Annotated in this window: 13 protein-coding genes, 1 other RNA gene and 1 pseudogene; 9 read left to right on the top strand and 6 right to left on the bottom strand. The window is 41.3% G+C overall.

Features of this window, described 5'->3' with window-relative positions:
• Positions 1–139: 139 nt before the first annotated feature.
• Positions 140–1,660 carry a F0F1 ATP synthase subunit alpha gene (gene atpA / locus I8751_RS00760; RefSeq protein ID WP_214437258.1) on the top strand — a complete coding sequence of 507 codons (1,521 nt, stop codon included), beginning with the start codon at positions 140–142 and terminating at the stop codon, positions 1,658–1,660.
• Positions 1,661–1,823: 163 nt separating this feature from the next.
• Complete coding sequence (locus I8751_RS00765) at positions 1,824–2,771, top strand: F0F1 ATP synthase subunit gamma (protein ID WP_214437259.1); 948 nt, start codon at positions 1,824–1,826, stop codon at positions 2,769–2,771.
• Between the two features lie 96 nt (positions 2,772–2,867).
• Here I8751_RS00765 and I8751_RS00770 read toward each other — a convergent pair whose 3' ends face one another.
• Complete coding sequence (locus I8751_RS00770; protein WP_214437260.1) at positions 2,868–3,539, bottom strand: Uma2 family endonuclease; 672 nt, start codon at positions 3,537–3,539, stop codon at positions 2,868–2,870.
• Between the two features lie 4 nt (positions 3,540–3,543).
• Between I8751_RS00770 and I8751_RS00775 the strand changes: the two genes are divergently transcribed.
• On the top strand, positions 3,544–3,798 hold the full coding sequence (locus I8751_RS00775; protein WP_214437261.1) for a hypothetical protein: 255 nt from the start codon (positions 3,544–3,546) through the stop codon (positions 3,796–3,798).
• 97 nt (positions 3,799–3,895) lie between these two features.
• Positions 3,896–4,286, top strand: a transfer-messenger RNA (tmRNA) gene (gene ssrA, locus I8751_RS00780).
• A gap of 96 nt (positions 4,287–4,382) precedes the next feature.
• Here the strand turns inward: ssrA and I8751_RS00785 are convergent.
• From I8751_RS00785 to I8751_RS30160, 3 genes and pseudogenes are all read right to left on the bottom strand, one after another.
• Positions 4,383–5,271, bottom strand: a pseudogene (locus tag I8751_RS00785) (IS982 family transposase).
• A 293-nt stretch (positions 5,272–5,564) separates the two neighbouring features.
• The gene (locus I8751_RS00790; RefSeq protein ID WP_214437262.1) at positions 5,565–6,050 is read right to left on the bottom strand and encodes a putative molybdenum carrier protein; all 486 of its coding nucleotides are present in this window, start codon (positions 6,048–6,050) and stop codon (positions 5,565–5,567) included.
• 104 nt (positions 6,051–6,154) lie between these two features.
• Entirely contained in the window at positions 6,155–8,635 is a 2,481-nt protein-coding gene (locus I8751_RS30160) for a bluetail domain-containing putative surface protein (protein WP_214437263.1), read from the bottom strand.
• A gap of 505 nt (positions 8,636–9,140) precedes the next feature.
• Here I8751_RS30160 and I8751_RS00800 point away from each other — a divergent pair.
• The 3 genes from I8751_RS00800 (at position 9,141) to I8751_RS00810 (ending at position 13,883) form a co-directional block, all read left to right on the top strand.
• Positions 9,141–10,859: a diflavin flavoprotein gene (locus I8751_RS00800; protein ID WP_214437264.1), complete on the top strand. Its 1,719-nt coding sequence runs from the start codon at positions 9,141–9,143 to the stop codon at positions 10,857–10,859.
• A gap of 245 nt (positions 10,860–11,104) precedes the next feature.
• On the top strand, positions 11,105–12,817 hold the full coding sequence (locus I8751_RS00805; RefSeq protein WP_214437265.1) for a diflavin flavoprotein: 1,713 nt from the start codon (positions 11,105–11,107) through the stop codon (positions 12,815–12,817).
• Positions 12,818–13,703: 886 nt separating this feature from the next.
• Positions 13,704–13,883, top strand: coding sequence for a hypothetical protein (locus I8751_RS00810; RefSeq protein ID WP_214437266.1), 180 nt, complete (start codon positions 13,704–13,706; stop codon positions 13,881–13,883).
• Positions 13,884–14,170: 287 nt separating this feature from the next.
• Here the strand turns inward: I8751_RS00810 and I8751_RS30165 are convergent, their stop codons facing one another.
• Complete coding sequence (locus I8751_RS30165) at positions 14,171–14,296, bottom strand: cation:dicarboxylate symporter family transporter (protein ID WP_318780273.1); 126 nt, start codon at positions 14,294–14,296, stop codon at positions 14,171–14,173.
• Positions 14,297–14,496: 200 nt separating this feature from the next.
• On the opposite strand from I8751_RS30165, the gene I8751_RS00820 reads away from it, so the two are divergent.
• Positions 14,497–17,127 (top strand): DNA polymerase III subunit alpha, encoded by a 2,631-nt coding sequence (locus tag I8751_RS00820; RefSeq protein ID WP_214437267.1) that lies wholly within the window; start codon positions 14,497–14,499, stop codon positions 17,125–17,127.
• Positions 17,128–17,140: 13 nt separating this feature from the next.
• Here the strand turns inward: I8751_RS00820 and I8751_RS00825 are convergent, their stop codons facing one another.
• Positions 17,141–18,952: a bifunctional serine/threonine-protein kinase/formylglycine-generating enzyme family protein gene (locus I8751_RS00825; protein WP_214437268.1), complete on the bottom strand. Its 1,812-nt coding sequence runs from the start codon at positions 18,950–18,952 to the stop codon at positions 17,141–17,143.
• Between the two features lie 452 nt (positions 18,953–19,404).
• Between I8751_RS00825 and I8751_RS00830 the strand changes: the two genes are divergently transcribed.
• A complete protein-coding gene (locus I8751_RS00830; RefSeq protein WP_214437269.1) occupies positions 19,405–21,594 on the top strand; it encodes a transglycosylase SLT domain-containing protein in 2,190 nt (729 codons plus the stop codon).
• Positions 21,595–21,599 lie beyond the last annotated feature (5 nt).

Below are 21,599 nucleotides of genomic sequence, written 5' to 3' on the forward strand. Positions count from 1 at the left end.
AAGTTAGGGGTTAGAAGTTAGGAGTTAGAAATAAAGTAATTTACTTGAACTTTTAATTTTTGCTTTTTTAACTCTTAACTATTAACTCTTAACTATTAACTCTTGCACCCTTCCGTCTCGAAAGCAAAAAAATAGACACATGAGCATTTCAATTAGACCTGACGAAATCAGTAACATCATTCAACAGCAAATCGAGCAATACGACCAAGAAGTCAAAGTTGCTAACGTTGGCACCGTTCTGCAAGTCGGTGACGGTATTGCCCGGATTTATGGTCTAGAAAAGGCTATGGCTGGGGAACTGTTAGAGTTTGAAGACGGCACAGTAGGCATCGCCCAGAACTTAGAAGAAGACAACGTGGGCGCAGTGTTAATGGGTGAAGGTCTAGAAATTCAAGAAGGTAGCTCCGTAACCGCCACTGGTAGAATTGCCCAAGTACCAGTAGGGGAAGCCTTGATTGGACGGGTTGTCGATGCTTTGGGTCGTCCCATCGATGGTAAGGGAGACATCAAAACTACTGAAAGCCGTTTGATTGAATCTCCAGCACCAGGTATCATCGCTCGTCGGTCTGTACACGAACCCATGCAAACGGGTATCACAGCTATTGACTCCATGATTCCCATCGGTCGTGGTCAACGGGAGTTGATTATTGGCGATCGCCAAACCGGAAAAACCGCGATCGCTATTGACACAATCATCAACCAAAAATCAGAAGATGTAGTCTGTGTCTACGTTGCCGTTGGTCAAAAGGCTTCCACCGTTGCTAACGTAGTGCAAACCCTACAAGAAAAAGGCGCAATGGACTACACCATTGTTGTCGCTGCCAGTGCCAGTGAACCAGCAACCCTACAATACCTCGCTCCTTACACTGGGGCAACTCTTGCCGAGTACTTCATGTACAAAGGCAAAGCAACCTTGGTGATTTACGATGACCTTTCCAAGCAAGCCCAAGCTTATCGCCAAATGTCCTTGCTGCTGCGTCGTCCACCAGGACGGGAAGCTTACCCCGGAGACGTATTCTACATCCACTCTCGCTTGTTAGAAAGAGCAGCTAAATTAAGCGACGAATTGGGTAAAGGTAGCATGACTGCCCTGCCAATCATCGAAACCCAAGCAGGTGACGTTTCCGCCTACATCCCCACAAACGTAATTTCGATCACCGACGGTCAAATTTTCCTATCTTCTGACTTATTTAACGCTGGTATCCGTCCCGCAGTGAACCCCGGTATTTCTGTATCCCGCGTAGGTTCTGCGGCTCAAACCAAGGCAATGAAGAAAGTTGCCGGTAAGATTAAGTTGGAACTAGCACAATTTGACGACCTCCAAGCCTTCGCTCAATTTGCCTCTGACTTGGATAAAGCTACCCAAGACCAGTTGGCACGGGGACAACGGTTACGGGAACTGCTCAAACAACCACAAAATGCTCCACTCTCGGTATATGAGCAAGTGGCAATTCTCTACGCTGGTATTAACGGTTATTTGGATGATATCCCTGTAAACCAAGTAACCAATTTCACCAAAGGTCTGCGGGAGTACTTAAAGACTGGCAAACCTCAGTACACCGAATCAGTACAAACTAAGAAAGTACTAGGTGACGAAGAAGAAACAGCCTTGAAAGAAGCGCTCACCGAATACAAGAAGACCTTCAAAGCAACAGCGTAATTTAGTCATTAGTTCAGTGGTCAGTGGTCAGTAGTAATAGACAACTGACAACTGACCCTACGGGTGACGCTCCTAACGTCGCTACCGCTACGCTAACGCCAGTTGCTTTAAGTCGGGGAACCGCAAGGGCGCACTGGCTCACAACTGACAATCCATAAAGAATATGCCCAATCTTAAAGCAATACGCGATCGCATTCAGTCGGTCAAAAACACTAAAAAAATCACAGAAGCGATGCGCTTAGTAGCTGCGGCTAGAGTGCGTCGGGCCCAAGAACAAGTTCTATCAACCCGCCCCTTTGCCGATCGCTTGGCACAAGTATTATATGGTTTGCAAACTCGTCTGCGGTTTGAAGAAGCCAACCTACCACTGTTAAAAAAACGCCAAGTTAAATCCGTAGGGCTGTTGGTTGTTTCTGGCGATCGGGGCTTATGTGGCGGTTACAACAATAACGTTATCCGTCGTGCCGAAAACCGCGCCAAAGAACTCCAGGCAGAAGGTGTAGATTATACGTTTGTGATTGTCGGGCGGAAAGCTACACAATACTTTCAACGCCGCGATCAGCCTATTGATGCCACCTACAGCGGCTTAGAGCAAATTCCCACCGCAGCCGAAGCTACTCAGATTGCTGACCAACTACTTTCTTTATTCCTATCGGAAAAAGTAGACCGCATCGAGTTAGTTTATACCAGATTCGTTTCCTTGGTTAGCTCCCGTCCTGTGGTACAAACTCTGCTTCCCCTCGATCCTCAAGGATTAGAAGCCGCAGATGACGAAATCTTCCGCCTCACAACCCGTGGTGGTCAATTTGAGGTGGAACGGCAGAAAGTAACTAACCAAGTCCGGCCTTTACCCCGCGACATGATTTTCGAGCAAGATCCAGTGCAGATTCTCGATTCTCTGTTACCCCTATATTTGAGTAACCAACTCCTACGGGCATTACAAGAATCAGCTGCGAGTGAACTAGCGGCGCGGATGACAGCCATGAGCAATGCTAGTGATAATGCTGGGGAACTGATTAACACCCTCACTCTTTCTTACAATAAAGCTCGCCAAGCTGCAATTACCCAAGAACTTCTTGAGGTTGTAGGTGGTGCTGAAGCGTTGACTTAAATTGGTAATGGGTAATTGGTGATTAGCGCACACAATGATTTTTAATAGGTATACGATGTATTCGGTTACTTTTCATCAATAAGTTATGATTACCAATTATCCATTACTAACAATTTTATTTCTTACCCAGTCTCTAAATTCTCTAACTAATTCAAAATATTTTTTACTACCAGCGTTTTTCAAGAAATTTGAAATTTCTGTTAAAGGCAGATTTGGAAAAGCTAAACTTTCGTTAACGACTATATATTTACTATGTTCTAAAATATTTATAGTAAATAATTTACCATCATATCGCCAAATTTCTGGGACACCCATTTCTGCATAAATCGCAAAACGATCCTTTGAACTGCTAGTAATATCAATCTCTACAATTAAATCGGGTGGAGGGTCTTCTTGTAAATCAATTCTAGTTTTACCTTGAATAGAATTAACATTTTGGATGTAAAAACATTTATCTGGTTCTACGCCAGTTAGTTCTAATTGTTTGAAAGTAGTAGAACCAAGCGGCTCGATTTCTAATTCTAGTTCTTCAGCTAAAGTTTCGACAAATCTGCCAGTAATTTCTTTATAACGTTCGTGTTCCAGTGAAGGAACCATAATTTCTAAATTACCCCGATAATAAGTTAAGCAAAGACGACGATTAATACTTAGTTCATTTAGTAAACTCTCATAGGTATGCCAACTAATACCTGATAAATGGATAATTTCTTCTGGTTGAATCAGAATTTGGTTGCGCTCACCGATTACTTGTCCCGATGGTTCAATCATCCTTTTGCAATCTACATCTCGTATAGACTGGCTCAATCAACTCAATACAACAGTGATTCGCTACGAGAAATGGAAGCACAGTAAACTCGTCGCCACAGAGTTACAAGATTTGCCCCTTCATTGGTTTGGGCGCGATGAATTTATAATGTGTTTGCAGGAAAATGGCTATAAAGACATCACTCTCTGCGCCAACTATACCGATGGGTTACAGCCAACTTCCTACAAAGATACCTTGTGTTTCTCAGCAGTACTGGCATAAAGCAGAAAACGCCAATATAAAATTATAAGTCTCAAATTTTCTATTTTAATAACACATTTGAAAAACGACGTATTATAATTGAAGTATTGAAGTACATGGGTCCGTAACGGTTTCGACAGGTTGGCGAACGCTACTCTGTGATTCAGGTCGAGAGTGAGTCTCCTCTCGCAAATCAAAGGCTCAAAAAAAAAGTAAATGCGAATAACATCGTTAAATTTGCTCGTCGGGAAGCTCTAGTAGCTGCCTAAAACACCTCTTACAGGTTCGAGCGTCTCTAGTTTGACTCCGTTAAGGATTAGAGACCAACCCCCAACGGATGCTCTAACAAGCGTTCTCTGGTTGGCTTGTTAGCTAAGATTAAATCAGAGCATCCTACGTTCGGGATAATGAACGATTCCCGCCTTGAGGGTCAGATAGGCTAAACCTGTGAATGAGCGGGGGGTCAATACCCAATTTGGACAGCAGTTCGACTCTGCTCGGATCCACTAAAAGATAGTTAACAAGTCCACTTGACATTTTTAGATGTAAGTGGACTTTGTTTTATAGTAATTCGTAATTCGTAATTAAACGTGAGTTCGGCAGAGCTAAAAAATGGTAGGAGGTAGCGCAGGTAAATCTTTTGGATAAATATCAATCGAAGGTTTTTTAGGCAAATAAGTATAAGCAGCTAAACCAGCCATCAAATTAACTAAAAAGTTAAACGGACTGCGATGACGAGAGTGTTCGATTTGACATATATTTTTTAGATGGTCATTGACTGACTCAATCACAGCACGTTTACGTAACAGTATCTTATCAATCAGTTTTACCAAACGATTTTTCATTTTCTAACCCTCGCTCATATAACTGTTCAAATAATTTTTGAGAGATATAGCCTCTATCACCAAACAATTTGCCAATTAAGTCCTTAGTCATATCTGGGACTGGTTTTCGGTCATCTACGTTGGCTGGAGTTAGTGAAAATGCTAGTAATTCTCCAGAATCATTAATAATTAAATGAAGTTTGAATCCAAAGTGCCAGCCCACAGAATTTTTGCCCCATTTCACTAATCCTTTAAATACCCTGTGAGAATGTGCCCGACAGTTGTGACAAACATTTATCGGTGTAGAATCGATAAAGCTAATCCCAGTAATTTCTCCTGTACGTGTATGTAAAAAGCAACATAACAACATTCAGCACCAGGGCATCAGTTCTACAAACCGAGTGTAACTAACCAAGTTGGGGAATGCTTCATGCCAACCTGTCAGCACGTGCAGGGTATAGAATTCCTTGAAAGTCTCATATCCACTGCCATGAAATGCAATGACTATTGTCATGATTTCTGATAAATGCATTCTTGACTTGCTGCGCCGTTCTCCTGTTGTCGATGGTAATTGTGGTACTTGTTGCCAGAGATGATGCCATTGCTTACAGAAATCATCTACGTCGCAGAAAATTTGTGTGATATCGAGCCGAGATACAATGGTAGACATAGCGGAAAGTCTGAGCGGAGGCTTCCTCCGATCAGAACTTTCCAAGACAGCTGAGACACTTATTTTTGTTAGATATTCTTAGTCTCAGCTTTTTTTGTGACTTTTTTACCGATTCTCCATCAATGGTAGCGAGCGCCTTTGTGATGCCCAGTTGCCCAAATACATACAGAGCAAGCTTTTTTGGCTTTTTCTAACCGTCGAACTCACGTTAATTAAGAAAGCCAGATTTTAGTCTCGCAGCTGTTGCCTAAAACCAATGACAATCGCCATGCCAAAATTTATAACTATATTATCTAAGGTAAAAAAGCACGGTCAAGAACTTCTCTCACAAACTGATAAACTTCTGGCTCATTTGAAGCTCTTGGCCCAGCAACATTAAGGTTTACTATTCCAAAGTTTGAAATAAATAATTGAAATTGACTGACAGAATTTATATCAGTTAACTTTTTACATATATGTATATATGGTTTTTCATATTTTTTAGCTAATTCAACAGTCAATAAAGTGCCTGCAAAAATTGTTGGAGAAATCGAAAATATAACAGTTCCATCAGAGTCACGGACATTCCATTCAGTCCGCTGAGAATATTCAGAAGATGGTGTTTCAGTTAGGTCATAACGTACATTAAGAATACCATCTTCTGCTTTACGTCCTTTGGGACACCAACCTCCGTGGTCAACTTGATGAGCCATAGCCCAATCAAGAGCTGCGCGGTCTGCTCCTGTCTGACCACCAGATATTATTTTTAAGTTGCGAGCTAACAATATTGTTGTCTCCATCAGTAACCGCCACTTCGCTCAACAGAAGAAAGCGAAGTGGTTCTCCAACCTACACCAGTTTTAGTTTTTAAGCTTAACTAAACTGTACTGTATTGTGTTTTATGTTAAAAGATTGACAGCGAAGTTAAGTTTCCACTAAATCCAGTAATTTCAATCATGGCATCTGTGGTGGCTGAAAATCCTTTGGCAGCATCATTTAAAGCCAAGAATGTGCGTTGCTCATTACCCGTACCTAAGCTGAACGTCGCCGCCCTATTCGCAGCAAAAGTAGATTTATTTAATAAGTTTTGAATTTCAGACTCAGTTAAGGCGTGGATTTTGCCGAGATTAGCAACTTTAGTAGCTGAAACTGCTTTTGGCCCATCAATCTTATCTAAACAAATATTGAAATCACTAATCACATCAAAATTGGACAGTAAGGAATCCGTGAGATGTTGAAAAACAAATTTATCATGACCACCGCCACGACCACCGACCAAGATATCAGCGCCAGCACCACCAATTAGAGTGTCATTACCATTATGACCATAGAGTTTGTCATTACCAGCACCACCAATGAGTTTGTCGTTTCCTTCTCCACCGTAGAGAGTTAAGCCTTGTAATAAATCATCATTTATAGATTTAGATATGAGTTGACCTTTGTCACCATAGATGTAGCTGACGAGAGTATCATTGACTCCATCATTATTATTGTCGATGTATTCAGATATGAGGCGATCGCTAGCATCGTAAATGTATGTGGTGATTTCATCAACGATACTGTCGTTATTTTTGTCAAAGTTTTTGGTTGTTAACTTTCCATCAGAATCATAGCTATAATTTGCGATCGCATCTATAATGCCGTCATTATTTTGGTCAATTTGTTCGGATGTCAGCTTACCGTTAGTGTTGTAGCTGTAGATGGTAACTTCATCAACAATACTGTCATTATTCTTATCAAAATTTTTGGTTGTTAACTGACCATCAGGATTGTAGCTGTAATCTGCGATCGCATCTATGCTGCCATCATTATTTTGATCAATTCGCTCAGATATCAACTGACCACTGCCATTGTAAATGTAAGTTGTAACCCCAGCATCACTATAGCTGGCGCTAATACGTCCGTAGCTATATTTGGTAATATTTTCAGCCTCGCCATTGCCGTCGTAATCATAGCTGATGGATGTCAGATTACTATAGGCATCAAAAGTATAATTAGTGATTCTCTCAGCTTGACCATCACCATTGTTATCATAGCTTTCAGATATCTTGTTACCTTTGGCATCGTAGGTATAGGTAACGACTTTATCAACCTGACCATCACCATTATTGTCATTGGTTACAGATGTTAAGTTGCCACTGGCATCATAAGTGTAGCTAGTGACGCTATCAACTTTATCATCGCCGTTGTTGTCATAACTTTCGGATGTCTTGTTACCTTTGACATCATAAATATAGTTAGTGACACTATCAATCTTGCCATCACCATTGCTATCAATGGTTATAGATGTTAATTTTTCTTGTGTATTGTATGTATAAGTGCTGCTATAATCAGCCTTACCATCAGCATTATAGTCAATACCTACATAAGTTAAATTACGATCAGTGTTGTAATTGTAGGTATAGATTGTATCAACTGTACCATCGCCGTTGTAATCATAGCTTTCGGATATGCGATCGCCATTGGCATTATAGGTATAAGTGTTGATATTATTGGCTATACCATCCCCATTGTTGTCATAGCTTTCGGATATGAGATTGCCATTGGCATTATAGGTATAAGTGTTGATATTATTAGCTATACCATCACCGTCATAGTCATAACTTTCTGATGTTTTGTAACCGTTAGCATCGTAAGTGTAAGCATTAATGCGATCAATAATGCCATCACCATTGTCATCAAAACTTTCAGAAGTTTTGTTACTCTTGGTATCATAAGTGTAAGCGTTGATGCGATCAATACTGCCGTTGCGATCGTCATCAAAGCTTTCGGATATCCGATTATTATTAAGATCGTAAGTATAAGTATTAACTGAATCTATTATAGCGTCACCATTATTGTCGTATTTTTCAGATGTCCGGTTGCTATTGGCATCGTAAGTATAGGTAGTAACTGAATCTGTTATATCGTCGCCATGATTGTCGTATTTTTCAGATATCAGGTTGCCTTTGACATCATAACTATAGCTATAAACAAAATCAGGCGTGCCGTCGTTATTATTGTCAACACTTTCGGATAACTTGTTACCGTTGACATCGTAACTTAAAGTGCTGATAGACTCAGCTTTGCCATCACCATTGTTGTCATAAGCTATGAATGTGAGATTGCTGCTGGCATTATAAATATAAGTATTGATACTATCAGCTACCCCATCGCCGTTGGTATCATAGCTTTCGGATGCTACATTGCCATTGGTATCATAGCTATAGATTGTGCTACGGTCAGCAATGCCATCACCATCGTCGTCAAAGCTTTCGGATATGCGGTTATAACGGTAGGTTATGACTGAATCTGCTATGCCATTACTATCATTGTCAATGTTCTCAGATATGAGTTTACCATTGGCATCGTAGGTATAAGTTGTGGTAGATCTCAGTGAAGTCATAATTTTATATGAAGAGTTTAACCTGTATGGCAACCATAACGATGCACCCTAATATTTTGCAGGGGTGAATATACTTAAAATTACAGATCAATTAGTTAAGAATAATCGCAGTTTTTGATTGTTGAACAAGACTCGGTATGCATCGATTACCCGTGTTCCCTGTCTATCGTGCTTCGCGCACCACGCCAATAAATTCAGAAATAAAATCGAATTTTTATAGAGAAGTTATATTTTTTATTACGAAAATCTTGTCAGAGAAACAAGATGTGTATGATGAATTGAGGATTTTAAATTATGCTAATAAATATCAATTTTTTCAACGTAATACTTTTAACGAAATGAATTTTTAGTAGATTTTTGGAGTTAAAAATAATGCTAATAAATGGCAATAATTGATACAACTTGATTTTTCCGAAATATCATCTTCATTACAACTTTAAAAATTATTTATAGGCACAATGGGGGCAGAGAAACAATACTGTTTATTTGCGCTCGGAGACGAATAATGGTAGCGATCGCAGAAAATGTTCAGCATCGGCTAACTATACAGACTGTAGAAATTGCCCCTAACACAACGGCGATTCGCTCTCTTGATTGGGATCGCGATCGCTTCGATATCGAATTCGGACTGCAAAACGGTACGACTTACAATTCATATCTAATTAGGGGTGAACAAACAGTTTTGATTGATACTTCCCACCAGAAGTTTCGTCAGCTGTATTTAGATACACTTAAAAGCATTGTCAACCCCAAGACTATTGATTACATTATTGTCAGCCACACAGAGCCAGACCATAGCGGCTTAGTGGAAGATGTCCTTCAGTTAGCTCCTAGAGCGACTGTATTGGCTTCCAAAATTGCGCTCCAGTTTTTGGAAGGTTTGGTACACGATCCCTTTTCTAAGCGGATTGTAAAAAGTGGCGATCGCATCGATATTGGCAAAGGACACGAAATTGAATTCGTGAGTGCGCCTAACCTGCACTGGCCTGACACCATCTTCAGCTACGACCGCAAAACCCAAACTCTCTTCACCTGCGATGCTTTTGGGATGCACTTCTGTGATGATCGCACCTTTGATGAAGACTTAGAGGCGATCGAAGCTGACTTTAGATTTTACTATGACTGTCTGATGGGGCCTAATGCTCGTTCTCTATTGAATGCCATGAAGAGAATGAGTGAACTTGGCAAGATTAACATTATCGCCAATGGTCACGGGCCTTTGTTGCATCATCATCTAGATGTGCTGACCGGGTGTTACGAAAGTTGGAGTCAAAGACAAGCTAAAGCAGAAACCACCGTCGGCTTGTTCTATGTTTCCGAATATGGGCATAGCGATCAACTGGGTATGGCGATCGCAGAAGGCATCCAGAAAACTGGAGTTGCGATAGAAGTTATCGATCTCAGCACCGCTGGACTGCAAGAAATTCAAGAACTCGCAGGTAGAGCAGCTGGCCTGATTATTGGGATGCCTCCCAGTACTGCCGTAGCTGCTCAAGCTGGTATCAGTTCCCTGTTATCAGTTGCCAAAGACAAGCAACTGGTGGGGCTATTTGAATGTTACGGCGGAGATGATGAACCCGTCGATACAATTCGCAGAAAATTCATCGATTTGGGTGTCAAAGAAGCCTTTCCAGCGATTCGGATTAAAGAAGCTCCTACCGCCAGTACATTTCAGTTGTGCCAAGAAGCGGGTACAGACTTAGGACAATTGCTAGTGCGCGAACGCAACATCAAGCAGATCAAGTCTCTTGATGTGAACATGGAAAAAGCGTTGGGACGGATTAGCAGCGGACTGTACATTGTCACCACCAAAAAAGGTGATGTGTCAAGTGCCATGTTAGCCTCTTGGGTATCGCAAGCAAGTTTGCAACCTTTAGGATTTACAATTGCTGTCGCCAAAGACCGCGCCATCGATTCCTTGATGCAAGAAGGCGATCGCTTCGTCCTCAACGTCTTGGAAGAAGGAAATTATCAAGAACTGAAAAAGCATTTCCTCAAGCGCTTGCATCCTGGTGCTGACCGATTTGCTGGTGTCAAAACCCGAACCGCAAAAAATGGTTCCCCAATTTTGACAGATGCTTTAGCATACATGGAATGTGAAGTGCAAAGCAGCATGGAGTGCAGCGATCACTGGATTGTATACTGCACCGTTCAAGAAGGTCGTGTTTCTAAACCCGATGCACTGACAGCAGTTCGCCATCGCAAAGTAGGTAACTACTACTAAAAAGAGGAAATAGGGAAGAGGGAATAGGGAATAGAAAAATTACTTCTTCATCTGCCCCTGCTTCCCCTGCTTCCCCTGCTTCCCGGTCACTGAGCGTAGCCGAAGTGCTGCCTCCAACTCCACGCCAGCATTTCACAACTCCCATGAGCTTCTTAAATTCTCTGACTGGCTTCATGCAATCGGCTAAAAACTGGGCAAAGTCTACCCGGTTTTTCCATTTTTTTTCTACCCTTCACCGAAAATCTATGACCGATTCCAAACCCCGTGACGTACAAGTTCTCCCCATTGCTACAAATACCAAAATTCTCAGAGCGCGTAGTTGGTCACGTCTGCGGTTTGAAATTGAATATGCACTAGAAAGAGGTACTACCTCCAATTGCTATTTAATTGAAGGTGATAAAACCGCAATTATTGACCCACCTGCTGAAACCTTCACTGAAATTTATTTAGAAGCATTGCAGCAGACCTTAAACTTGAAAAAGTTGGATTATGTCATCCTTGGTCATTTCAGTCCCAACCGCATACCAACCCTCAAGCTACTTCTAGAACTAGCACCGCAAATAACCTTTGTCTGTTCTTTACCTAGCGCTGCATATTTAAATAATGCTTTCCCAGATAACACACTAAACATTTTAGTGATGCGTGGGAAAGAAACTTTAGATTTAGGCAAGGGTCATGTTTTAAAATTCTTGCCTATTCCTAGTCCTCGTTGGCCAGAAGGACTTTGTACTTATGATCAGCAAACCCAAATTCTCTACACAGATAAACTCTTCGGCACTCATATCTGTGGTGATGAAGTATTTGATGATAACTGGGAATCCTTTAAAGAAGACCAACGCTACTACTACAATTGTCTGATGGCTCCCCAAGCGACCCATGTGGAAGCAGTCTTGGAGAAAATATCAGATTTACATGTGAGAATGTACGCTGTTGGTCACGGGCCTTTGGTACGCACCGGCTTAATTGAACTTACTAAAGCTTATGGAGAATGGAGCCGTTCTCAAAGAAATCGAGAAATTTCTGTGGCTCTACTTTATGCCTCAGCTTATGGCAATACAGCAACTCTGGCACAGGCGATGGCTTTGGGGCTAACCAAGGGCGGAGTTGCAGTACATTCAATTAACTGCGAATTTGCCTCACCTGATGAAATTCGCACTGCTGTGGAACAGTCGGATGGCTTTGTTATTGGTTCTCCAACCATAGGCGGTCATGCACCTACTCCTATTCATACTGCTTTGGGTATCGTGTTAACCATTGGTGACAACAACCAACTAGCTGGGGTGTTTGGTTCCTACGGCTGGAGTGGCGAAGCATTAGACATGATTGAAGGTAAACTGCGGGATGCAGGATATCGCTTTGGATTTGAGACTTTGAAGGTGAAGTTTAAGCCTGACGATGTTACTCTCAAATTCTGTGAAGAAGTCGGTACAGACTTTGCCCAAACACTGAAAAAAGCTAAAAAAGTACGCGTACCACAACAATCTGCTACACCTTTAGAACAAGCCGTGGGTAGAATTGTTGGCTCAGTGTGCGTGATTACAGCTAAACAGGGAGATGTTTCTACCGGGATGCTAGGCGCTTGGGTATCACAAGCAACCTTCAACCCACCTGGTATTACTGTCGCGATCGCCAAAGAAAGGGCAGTTGAATCTCTCATGTATCCAGGAGGTAAATTTACCCTGAACATCCTAGCTGATGGAAATCATTTAGATTACATGAAGCATTTTCGCAAAAATTTTGCCCCAGGAGAAGATCGGTTTGCTAACTTTAGTACTACAGTTGCAGATAATGGCTGTACTGTAATCACTGACGCTCTAGCTTATGTGGAATGTTCAGTCAGCCAACGCATGGAATGTGGCGATCACTGGGTAGTATATGCAACAGTTGACAACGGTAAATTAATTCAACCTGATGCAGTTACTGCCATTAACCACCGCAAAACAGGTACTCATTACTAGAAACTTGTAGCGGTTCTCAGTTAAGTAAGTTACAGTTTTAAAATTTCCCCCTTCCCACATCGGTAAGGGGGTTCGATTTTATCTACATACCTCACCCCTGCTAAAATAACGTGAGTTCGACAGACCTCTCCCTCCCGGCCTCCCTCTCCTAAAAGGCGTACTCTTTTGGAGAAGCAAGCTACGCGTAGCGTCTCCGTCAGGAGAAGCAGGAGCAACGAAAAAATCATGGTTTTACTTCCCTCTCCTACGAGGCTACGGTGTACACACATCTCTATGCTGAGTACAAAATGTGGTTTGCTCCCCCTAAATCCACGCCACTTGCTACAAGTCGGGGAACCGCAAGAGCGCAGTAGCTCCCCTTCAAAAGAGGGACTTTGATTCTAGTTCCCCCTTTTTTAAGCTAGGGGGGATCGGAACGATACGGGATAAGGTTATCAGACTTGTGTGTACACCGTAGCTCCTACGAGGAGAGGGGCTGGGGGAGAGGTCAGAACAATACTCATCGAACTCACGTTAAAATAATCATGCCTTTTTTCAGGATGATTCACTTTTAGTAAACGGCTATAGGCCTAGTTATAGGCAATTTTAATCCTCATTAGCTTGCCCCTTCCTACTCCCGTTTTGACCATCAACTGATGAATAAAATCAACCTGATGCCATTTACCGTATATCTACGTACTTTCGATAGCAAAAATTTGATTGGGAACTTTCCACTTAACGGTTAGTCTAGCGAATGTGGCAGAAATATTTAAGTAAGATTCCGCAATTGCCACCAAGACAACTGAATCAGTAACATGTCATCTTGAACTAGAAAATCAGTAATTGGCAATTCTTACACAAAATGCCAACTACTGCTGCCACGCTTTCATATTAAATTGTTCTTCCTATGACCGCACAACACAAGAAAATTAAATTTCCTATTTGGCAGTATCTTAATCAACCCTTGTTTAGTGGCGATTCTCAATTAGAATTGAATCCCCGCCGCTTTGCCCACGGCTGGCGAATTAAGCTTCTCAAACGTTGTTGGACTAGGGAATGTGATGCGAAGGGGCCTCAACAGCATTAGATTTACAAACCCAGCTGCACTGAATTTCAGCCATTAAACTAAGCCTCGTCAAGAACGTGGCTTTTTGCCGTCTATTAATATATTGACGGTCATTTTGTCAATAAAACTAAGTAAGTCAGTGCAATAAAACCAAACTGTGTGAATAAAAGTAAATAAGGCTCAAACTCTTTCTCCCCCTGCTCCCTGCCCTGCTTTATCCCAGCAATAATTATTTACGCCGACCGACTTAATTGCATTGCGGCAGCTATCCAAAAGCCAATCTACAGTTCCTAATTGCGTGGCCAAGCCTACAAAAGCAAAATTGGAATACTTGTTGCACCTACCGATGTCAAAATGGATGTAAGAATAACAATTAACTGTTGTCTCAGATTGAGATGTATCCCCAGAACTTGGGAAATAAACAACGCAGACATTGTTTTATAAGGGGCAGTATCATGATTATTCCTAGATTCTAAGTAATTTAACTGTTGTAGCTATTAAAACATCTATTTCGGAAGTGAAATTTTCGCAAACAAGTTAATCTAAGATCCCGTTGCTTTACAAAATCCTACTCAAAGGGGTACTCACCAGGGATACCCCCAGAGATATATTTGGCTTGTGCTTGGAGACGTATATGTCCTTTGTGCCATTACATATTCACAGTGACTACAGTTTGCTCGATGGAGCAAGTCAACTGCCAGAGTTGGTAGATCGAGCGATCGCACTAGGCATAAAAGCGATCGCCCTTACGGATCATGGTGTCATGTATGGTGCTGTTGAGTTAATCAAGATTTGTCGTAGTAAGAATATTAAGCCAATCATTGGCAACGAAATGTATATTATTAACGGCGATATTGAAAAACAAGAACGCCGTCCTAAATATCATCAAGTCGTTTTAGCTAAAAATACTAAAGGTTACAAAAATTTAGTTAAATTAACTACTATTTCTCATCTCCAGGGTGTGCAAGGTAAAGGAATTTTTTCTCGCCCTTGTATCAATAAAGATTTGCTCAAACAATATCATGAAGGTTTGATTGTCACTAGTGCTTGTTTAGGTGGTGAAATTCCCCAAGCAATTCTTAGCGGTAGGCCAGATGCAGCGCGTAAAGTTGCTAAGTGGTACAAAGACATATTTGGTGATGATTTTTATCTAGAGATTCAAGACCACGGCTCTCAAGAAGACCGAATTGTCAATGTAGAAATTGTTAAAATTGCGCGAGAACTAGAAATTAAATTTGTTGCTACAAACGATTCTCATTTTATCTCTTGTTTTGACGTTGAAGCACATGATGCTTTGTTATGTATTCAAACTGGTAAGTTAATTGCTGAAGATAATCGGATGCGTTACAGCGGCACCGAATATCTCAAATCTGCTGAAGAGATGCAGATGTTATTCCGCGATCATTTGCCAGATGATGTAATTACTGAGGCTATAGCTACTACTGAAGAAGTTGCCAATAAAGTCGAGCCTTACCATATTATGGGTGAGCCTCAAATTCCTACTCCTCCTATTCCCTCTGGCCACACTCCAGATACTTACGCCGAAGAAGTAGCTTGGCAAGGACTTTTAGAACGATTAAATCGCAAATCCCGCAATGAAGTTGATCCAGTCTACAAGGAAAGATTGGAATACGAACTTAAAATGCTTCAGCAGATGGGTTTTTCCACATATTTCTTAGTTGTGTGGGACTATATCAAATTTGCCAGAGATAATAATATACCAGTAGGGCCAGGCCGTGGTTCGGCGGCTGGGTCTTTGGTCGCTTATGCAATGCGAATTACCAATATTGATCCAGTACATCATGGATTATTATTTGAGCGATTTTTGAACCCAGAACGAAAATCTATGCCTGATATTGATACAGATTTCTGCATTGAAAAAAGAGATAAAGTTATTGAATATGTAACTGAAAAATACGGTAAAGATAGAGTTGCTCAAATTATTACTTTTAACCGTTTAACATCTAAAGCTGTTTTAAAAGATGTCGCCAGAGTGTTGAATATTCCTTATGGCGAAGCCGATAAAATGGCAAAATTAATTCCTGTAGTGCGGGGTAAACCTACTAAACTCAAGGTGATGATTTCTAATGAAACTCCTGAACCAGAGTTTAAAGAAAGATATGACAATAACCCTCATGTTCGCCATTGGCTCGATATGGCAATGCGAATTGAAGGAACTAACAAAACTTTTGGTGTTCATGCCGCAGGTGTCGTAATTTCTGCTGACCCACTCGATGAAATTGTGCCACTACAAAGAAATAATGATGGTTCTGTGATTACCCAGTATTTCATGGAAGATCTGGAATCGATGGGCTTGTTGAAAATGGATTTTCTGGGCTTGCGTAACTTGACATTGATTCAAAAAACTATTGATTTAATTGAAGAAACCAATGGCTATCGTATTGACCCTGATGAAATTACAGGTCAAGAAAGGAAAGCTCAGAAGATATTAGCGAAAGGTGAACATAGCACTTTACCAAAAGATGTACAAAAATCTTATGAACTTTTAGAAGCAGGTGAATTGGAAGGAATATTTCAATTAGAGTCTTCTGGAATGCGTCAAATAGTACGAGATTTGAAGCCTTCTAATATAGAAGATATTTCTTCGATTTTGGCACTTTACCGACCAGGCCCATTAGATGCGGGTTTAATTCCTAAATTTATTAACCGTAAGCATGGGCGGGAGGCAATTGATTATCAAAACCCTATTCTCGAACCAGTATTGAATGAAACCTACGGAATTATGGTCTATCAAGAGCAAATTATGAAAATTGCTCAAGATATGGCTGGATATACTCTAGGGCAAGCTGATTTGCTACGCCGTGCAATGGGTAAAAAGAAAGTTTCGGAGATGCAAAAACAGCGAGAAAAATTTGTTGATGGAGCAGCCAAAAATGGGGTTAAGAAACAAGTAGCTGATGAATTATTCGAGCAAATGTTGAAATTTGCTGAATATTGCTTAAGTTATGACACGGAAGTATTGACAGTAGAATATGGCTTAATGCCTATTGGGAAAATTGTAGAAAAAAATATTGAATGCACGGTGTACAGTGTTGATAGTAATGGCAATGTTTATACGCAACCTGTCGCACAGTGGCATAATCGTGGTCAACAAGAAGTTTTTGAATATTGTTTAGATGATGGTTCAATAATTCGGGCAACAAAAGACCATAAATTTATGACTACTGATGGTGAAATGTTGCCAATTGATGAAATTTTTGAACGGGGATTGGATTTGATACAAGTTAAGGGATTACCAGAATAACTAAATTTTTAGGTTAAAAAGAAACTGCAACCCGAAAACCGAGGATATTACCTCGACCATCCTGGGGGTTCCAACTGCGATATGAAGACCGACACAACCTTGCAGAACTTTTCCAAGAACCCCCTCGAATCAGACGCGACTGACTGTCATCTTTAGACAACCACACACTACTATCACAAGGTGCGCCTTTATAATTTTCATGCCAATGATCAGCGCACCATTCCCAAACTAGCCCATGCATATCGTATAATCCGAAGGCATTTGCCGGAAAACTGCCCACTGGAATAGTTTGGCCATAATTTGTTCCTTGAACTCCAGCGCTGTAAGTAGAGTTGTTGTTATAACTTGCCAAGTTAGGAGTGAGAGTTTCACCAAAATGAAAAGGGGTAGTAGTTCTAGCACGACAAGCATATTCCCACTCGGCTTCGCTAGGAAGTCGATAGTTTCGCTCTGTTTTTTGACACAGCCTGGCACAAAATTCTACTGCATCGTCCCAAGAAACTTGCTCTACCGGGCGGTTTATTCCTTTAAAATTAGCCGGTTCAGGATCAAGATTGCGGTTAATTAACGGAAGTTCTGCAACAGCCCGCCATTGTGCCTGGGTAACTGGAAATTTACCTATGAAAAAAGGTTTAATTGTTACAAGGTGCTGAGGACTTTCAGCATCAAATCGTTTTGCTTCATCGTCTGGTGAACCCATCAGGAACTGCCCACCAGGAATAGATACCATCGCCAAAGTGATATCATTGCCTAAGTTTTCGGTAAAGCCTTGAGTTGCTTGGCGACTACGGTTGATGTCATAAGTAGCTGTAGAAGTAAATGATCGCTCTACAGTCGCAGTCTCAAACTCAAATTGCTCTAGAGGTAAAATCACCGTCTCTAATTCAATTTGAGTTAACTCAGACGAATTGAGAGCAGATTGCTCTTTGATTGTTGATTTGGGGTTTGACGGTAGAGATGATGAAGATGAAATTAGCAACGGCAGTGATAGCGATAACACTGAAGTTGAAGTGAGTGCTTGCAATGCTTCAACTGCTGACGGATAGCGAGCGTTATAATTATCACACACCATTGTGTCTAGAATATCGGCAAAGCGATCGCTGGCCCGCACATAATCACGCCACAGAGGTTGTCCAGTTGGGGAATCTTCTTGTAAAAGATAGGGGGGAATTCCTGTCAAGGCTTCAATACCCATCATGCCTAAAGCGTAAATATCACTGCATAAGCGAGCCTTACCTCTGGCTTGCTCTTTGGGTACATAACCTGGAGTCCCAATAAACATAGTGGAATTAAGCACCCTCTGAAGATTCATCCAGAAGTTGCCAATTTCTTTCACACAGCCAAAGTCAATCAGAAAAAGCTTGCCATTGTATTTGCATCGCATCACATTTTCTGGTTTGATATCTCGGTGAATTACATTATGTTGATGAACAAACACCAGTACTTCTAAAATATCCTGCAACAGCTTTGTGACAACGCGCTCTCTCAGTGGCTTTCCCCGTATAATTTCTTTTCTGAGCGTATGTCCTTCTACATAATCTTGGATAATGTACAGTTCATTATCGACAGTAAAATGAGCCAGTAGCCGCGGAATTTGAGGATGTTCACCCAATTTCTCTAGCATTACTGCTTCTTGCTCAAAAAGTTCTAGTATTTTGGGATGGGTATACTTGGGCTTAAGTCGCTTAACTACACATATAGGTTTACTAGGACGTTTCTCATCTATCGCTAAGTAGGTCTCCCCAAAGTTGCCTTCAGCTAGTTTTTTCAGGATTTTATAGCGTCCATCTAGAGTTTTCCTATCAAGCCCATACTCAAGTGTCATCTCTGTAGTAACCTCCATGCCTAAGAATGATACATAAGTAGATTCAGTAGTTAAGTTTCTTAAATATCTATTATCTCGTTTTGTAAACAAAAATTAGGATACAGCAAAAATTATGTTGTCGTAAATGTTGCATTTTAGTTTTGTCAGTGGTTAGTAGTCAGTAGTAAAGAAACAACTGACTACTAACCACTGACAACTAACTACTGACAACTGACCCTCATAGCGTAAGTAAAACTGGCATCTTTAATTTTCTGTATGTTATGTTCACAAGAAACAGTTCACTCTTTGTTAGAAGCTACAAAGCCTTAAAAATACATTAATCCGCAGGACTAAAAATTAAGTACTGGCACTGTTCCTTAGAAAAGAAAAATTTCAACTCAAAAACTGATTACACTTATGTCCAGGAATGCTAGAGTTTCAGGAAATTCATTGCAACTTTTCAGCGGGTATTCATGCTGAAGAAATTACAAAACAAACAAATTCCTTTGATTGCTGGTGCAGCGTTGTTTGCCTTTTCAGCGGGAGCAATGGTGTCTGCGCCTGAAATCGGAAAATCCCTAGAACAATGGTTTGGTAAAAATCAGCCTGAGCAACTATCAGAGACAGCTAAAGATCAATCAGCCGTCTTTCCTTTAGTATCGCAATCACCAGTAGAACGGGCCGAGAAACTAGCACAGATAGTCCAAAATTCTCGCTCCCTAGATCGAGCCAGGGCAAGTTATTTGTTAGCAAGTGATTACATTGAAAGAACCCAAGGCAAAAAAGCGCTGGTTCTACTGGAAGGACTCGAAAAAGACTATCCTGTCTTAGCGCCTTACATTTTGCTAAAACAGGCTCAAGCACAAGACATGCTAGGCGAGGCGGGTAAAGCTTCAGATCTGCGGCAAAGGGTGCTAAAACAATATCCCAAAGAGCCAGCTGCTGTGAAAGCGATGTATCTGATCGCTCAACCACAGCAACACGAAATGGCGATCGCTCAATTTCCTTCCCATCCCCTCACCTGGGAAATTATCCGCAAGCGATTGCAAGAAAATCCCAATCAGCCGCAATTGCAGTTAATTTTGGCAAAATATGCCTATAGCCAACCAGGAATAGTCGGTGTATTAGATCAGCTAGTCAAGCAGCCAAATCTGAAACCCCAAGATTGGGAAATTGTTGGTATAGCTTATTGGGCGAACAATCAATTTACCAAAGCTGCGACTGCTTACGCCAAAGCACCCCAAACACCCCGCAACCTCTACCGTGCGGGACGGGGTTTGCAAGTAGGTGGCAAAAACCGAGAACAGGCGATCGCCACTTACAATCTATTGGTGCAGAAGTTTCCCGATGCTAATGAAACTGGAACTGCTTTGTTGCGTTTGGCAGAAATGGCAAAAAACCGTAAAGATGCCATACCTTATCTTGACCAGGTAATTACCAAATTTCCCGAACAAGCTAGCCAAGCATTAGTAGCACAAGCCCAAATTCTCCAAGGCCTTAATGATCAAAAGTCGGCTCAAAAAGCTTGGGAGCTACTGATCACTAAATATAAAAATTCTAACGAAGCAGCAGAGTATCGCTGGAAAATTGCCCAAGAAAAAGCGAAAGCCAAGGATTATGCCGCAGCGTGGAAATGGGCAGGGCCAATTACTACCAATAACCCTAACAGCATTTTGGCTCCCAGAGCAGGTTTTTGGGTAGGCAAGTGGGCTACTAGCCTAGGGAAACAAGAAGATGCGAAAGCTGCTTATGAGTATGTAATCAGTCAGTTTCCTTATTCTTACTACGCATGGCGATCGGCAGCAACTCTAGGGTTAAATGTCGGGAACTTTAATACTGTGCGTCAAATGACACCAGAAATAATTCCACGTCAGCGTCCAGTACCAACCGCGGGTTCGGAAACCTTTAAAGAATTGTACCTGCTAGGGGAAGATCGTGATGCTTGGTTGCAATGGGAAACAGAATTTCAGAATCAACAGCAGCCTACGGTAGCAGAGCAATTTACCGAAGGTTTAATGCGACTAGCCAAAGGAGAAAATCTCTCAGGAATTGACATTATTTCTAAGGTGGAAGACCAAGAAACCGCAGAAGGAAAAGCTCAATATGCAGCTTTGAGCAAACAAATCACCTACTGGCAAGCTCGTTATCCCTTCCCCTATCTCCAGAAAATTGAAAAGTGGTCTACAGAACGTCAACTTAATCCTCTATTAGTAACAGCCTTGATTCGTCAAGAGTCGCGGTTTGAGCCTAAAATCAAATCTGTGGCTAATGCTACTGGCTTAATGCAGGTATTACCAAGTACAGCTGAGTGGATAGCTCCGCAAATCAAAGCAAATAGCAAAACCATTAATTTAGAAGATCCCAACGAAAACATCATGTTCGGTACGTGGTATTTAGATCATACTCACCAGCAGTATAATAATAACTCCCTGTTAGCGATCGCTAGTTATAATGCTGGGCCGGGTAATGTCGCCAAATGGCTGCAAATAATACCTACGCAAGATCCAGATGAGTTTGTGGAAGTAATCCCCTTTGACGAAACCAAAAATTACGTGCGGCAAGTATTTGGTAATTATTGGAATTATCTGAGACTTTACAACCCAGAGATTTCTGGAATAGTAGCAAAGTACTCAACTACACACCCAAAATTGCCACAGCAGTAATTATG

This window comes from Atlanticothrix silvestris CENA357 (assembly GCF_016056295.1).
Lineage (GTDB): Bacteria > Cyanobacteriota > Cyanobacteriia > Cyanobacteriales > Nostocaceae > Atlanticothrix > Atlanticothrix silvestris.

Bases quoted from the DNA above. Each gene is read 5' to 3' on its own strand.
- I8751_RS00800 (WP_214437264.1), top strand. From the start codon at position 9,141: ATGGTAGCGATCGCAGAAAATGTTCAGCATCGGCTAACTATACAGACT.
- atpA (WP_214437258.1), top strand. From the start codon at position 140: ATGAGCATTTCAATTAGACCTGACGAAATCAGTAACATCATTCAACAG.
- I8751_RS00765 (WP_214437259.1), top strand. From the start codon at position 1,824: ATGCCCAATCTTAAAGCAATACGCGATCGCATTCAGTCGGTCAAAAAC.
- I8751_RS00790 (WP_214437262.1), bottom strand. From the start codon at position 6,050: ATGGAGACAACAATATTGTTAGCTCGCAACTTAAAAATAATATCTGGT.
- I8751_RS00830 (WP_214437269.1), top strand. From the start codon at position 19,405: ATGCTGAAGAAATTACAAAACAAACAAATTCCTTTGATTGCTGGTGCA.
- I8751_RS00770 (WP_214437260.1), bottom strand. From the start codon at position 3,539: ATGATTGAACCATCGGGACAAGTAATCGGTGAGCGCAACCAAATTCTG.
- I8751_RS30160 (WP_214437263.1), bottom strand. From the start codon at position 8,635: ATGACTTCACTGAGATCTACCACAACTTATACCTACGATGCCAATGGT.
- I8751_RS00805 (WP_214437265.1), top strand. From the start codon at position 11,105: ATGACCGATTCCAAACCCCGTGACGTACAAGTTCTCCCCATTGCTACA.
- I8751_RS00810 (WP_214437266.1), top strand. From the start codon at position 13,704: ATGACCGCACAACACAAGAAAATTAAATTTCCTATTTGGCAGTATCTT.
- I8751_RS00825 (WP_214437268.1), bottom strand. From the start codon at position 18,952: ATGACACTTGAGTATGGGCTTGATAGGAAAACTCTAGATGGACGCTAT.
- I8751_RS30165 (WP_318780273.1), bottom strand. From the start codon at position 14,296: ATGTCTGCGTTGTTTATTTCCCAAGTTCTGGGGATACATCTCAATCTG.
- I8751_RS00820 (WP_214437267.1), top strand. From the start codon at position 14,497: ATGTCCTTTGTGCCATTACATATTCACAGTGACTACAGTTTGCTCGAT.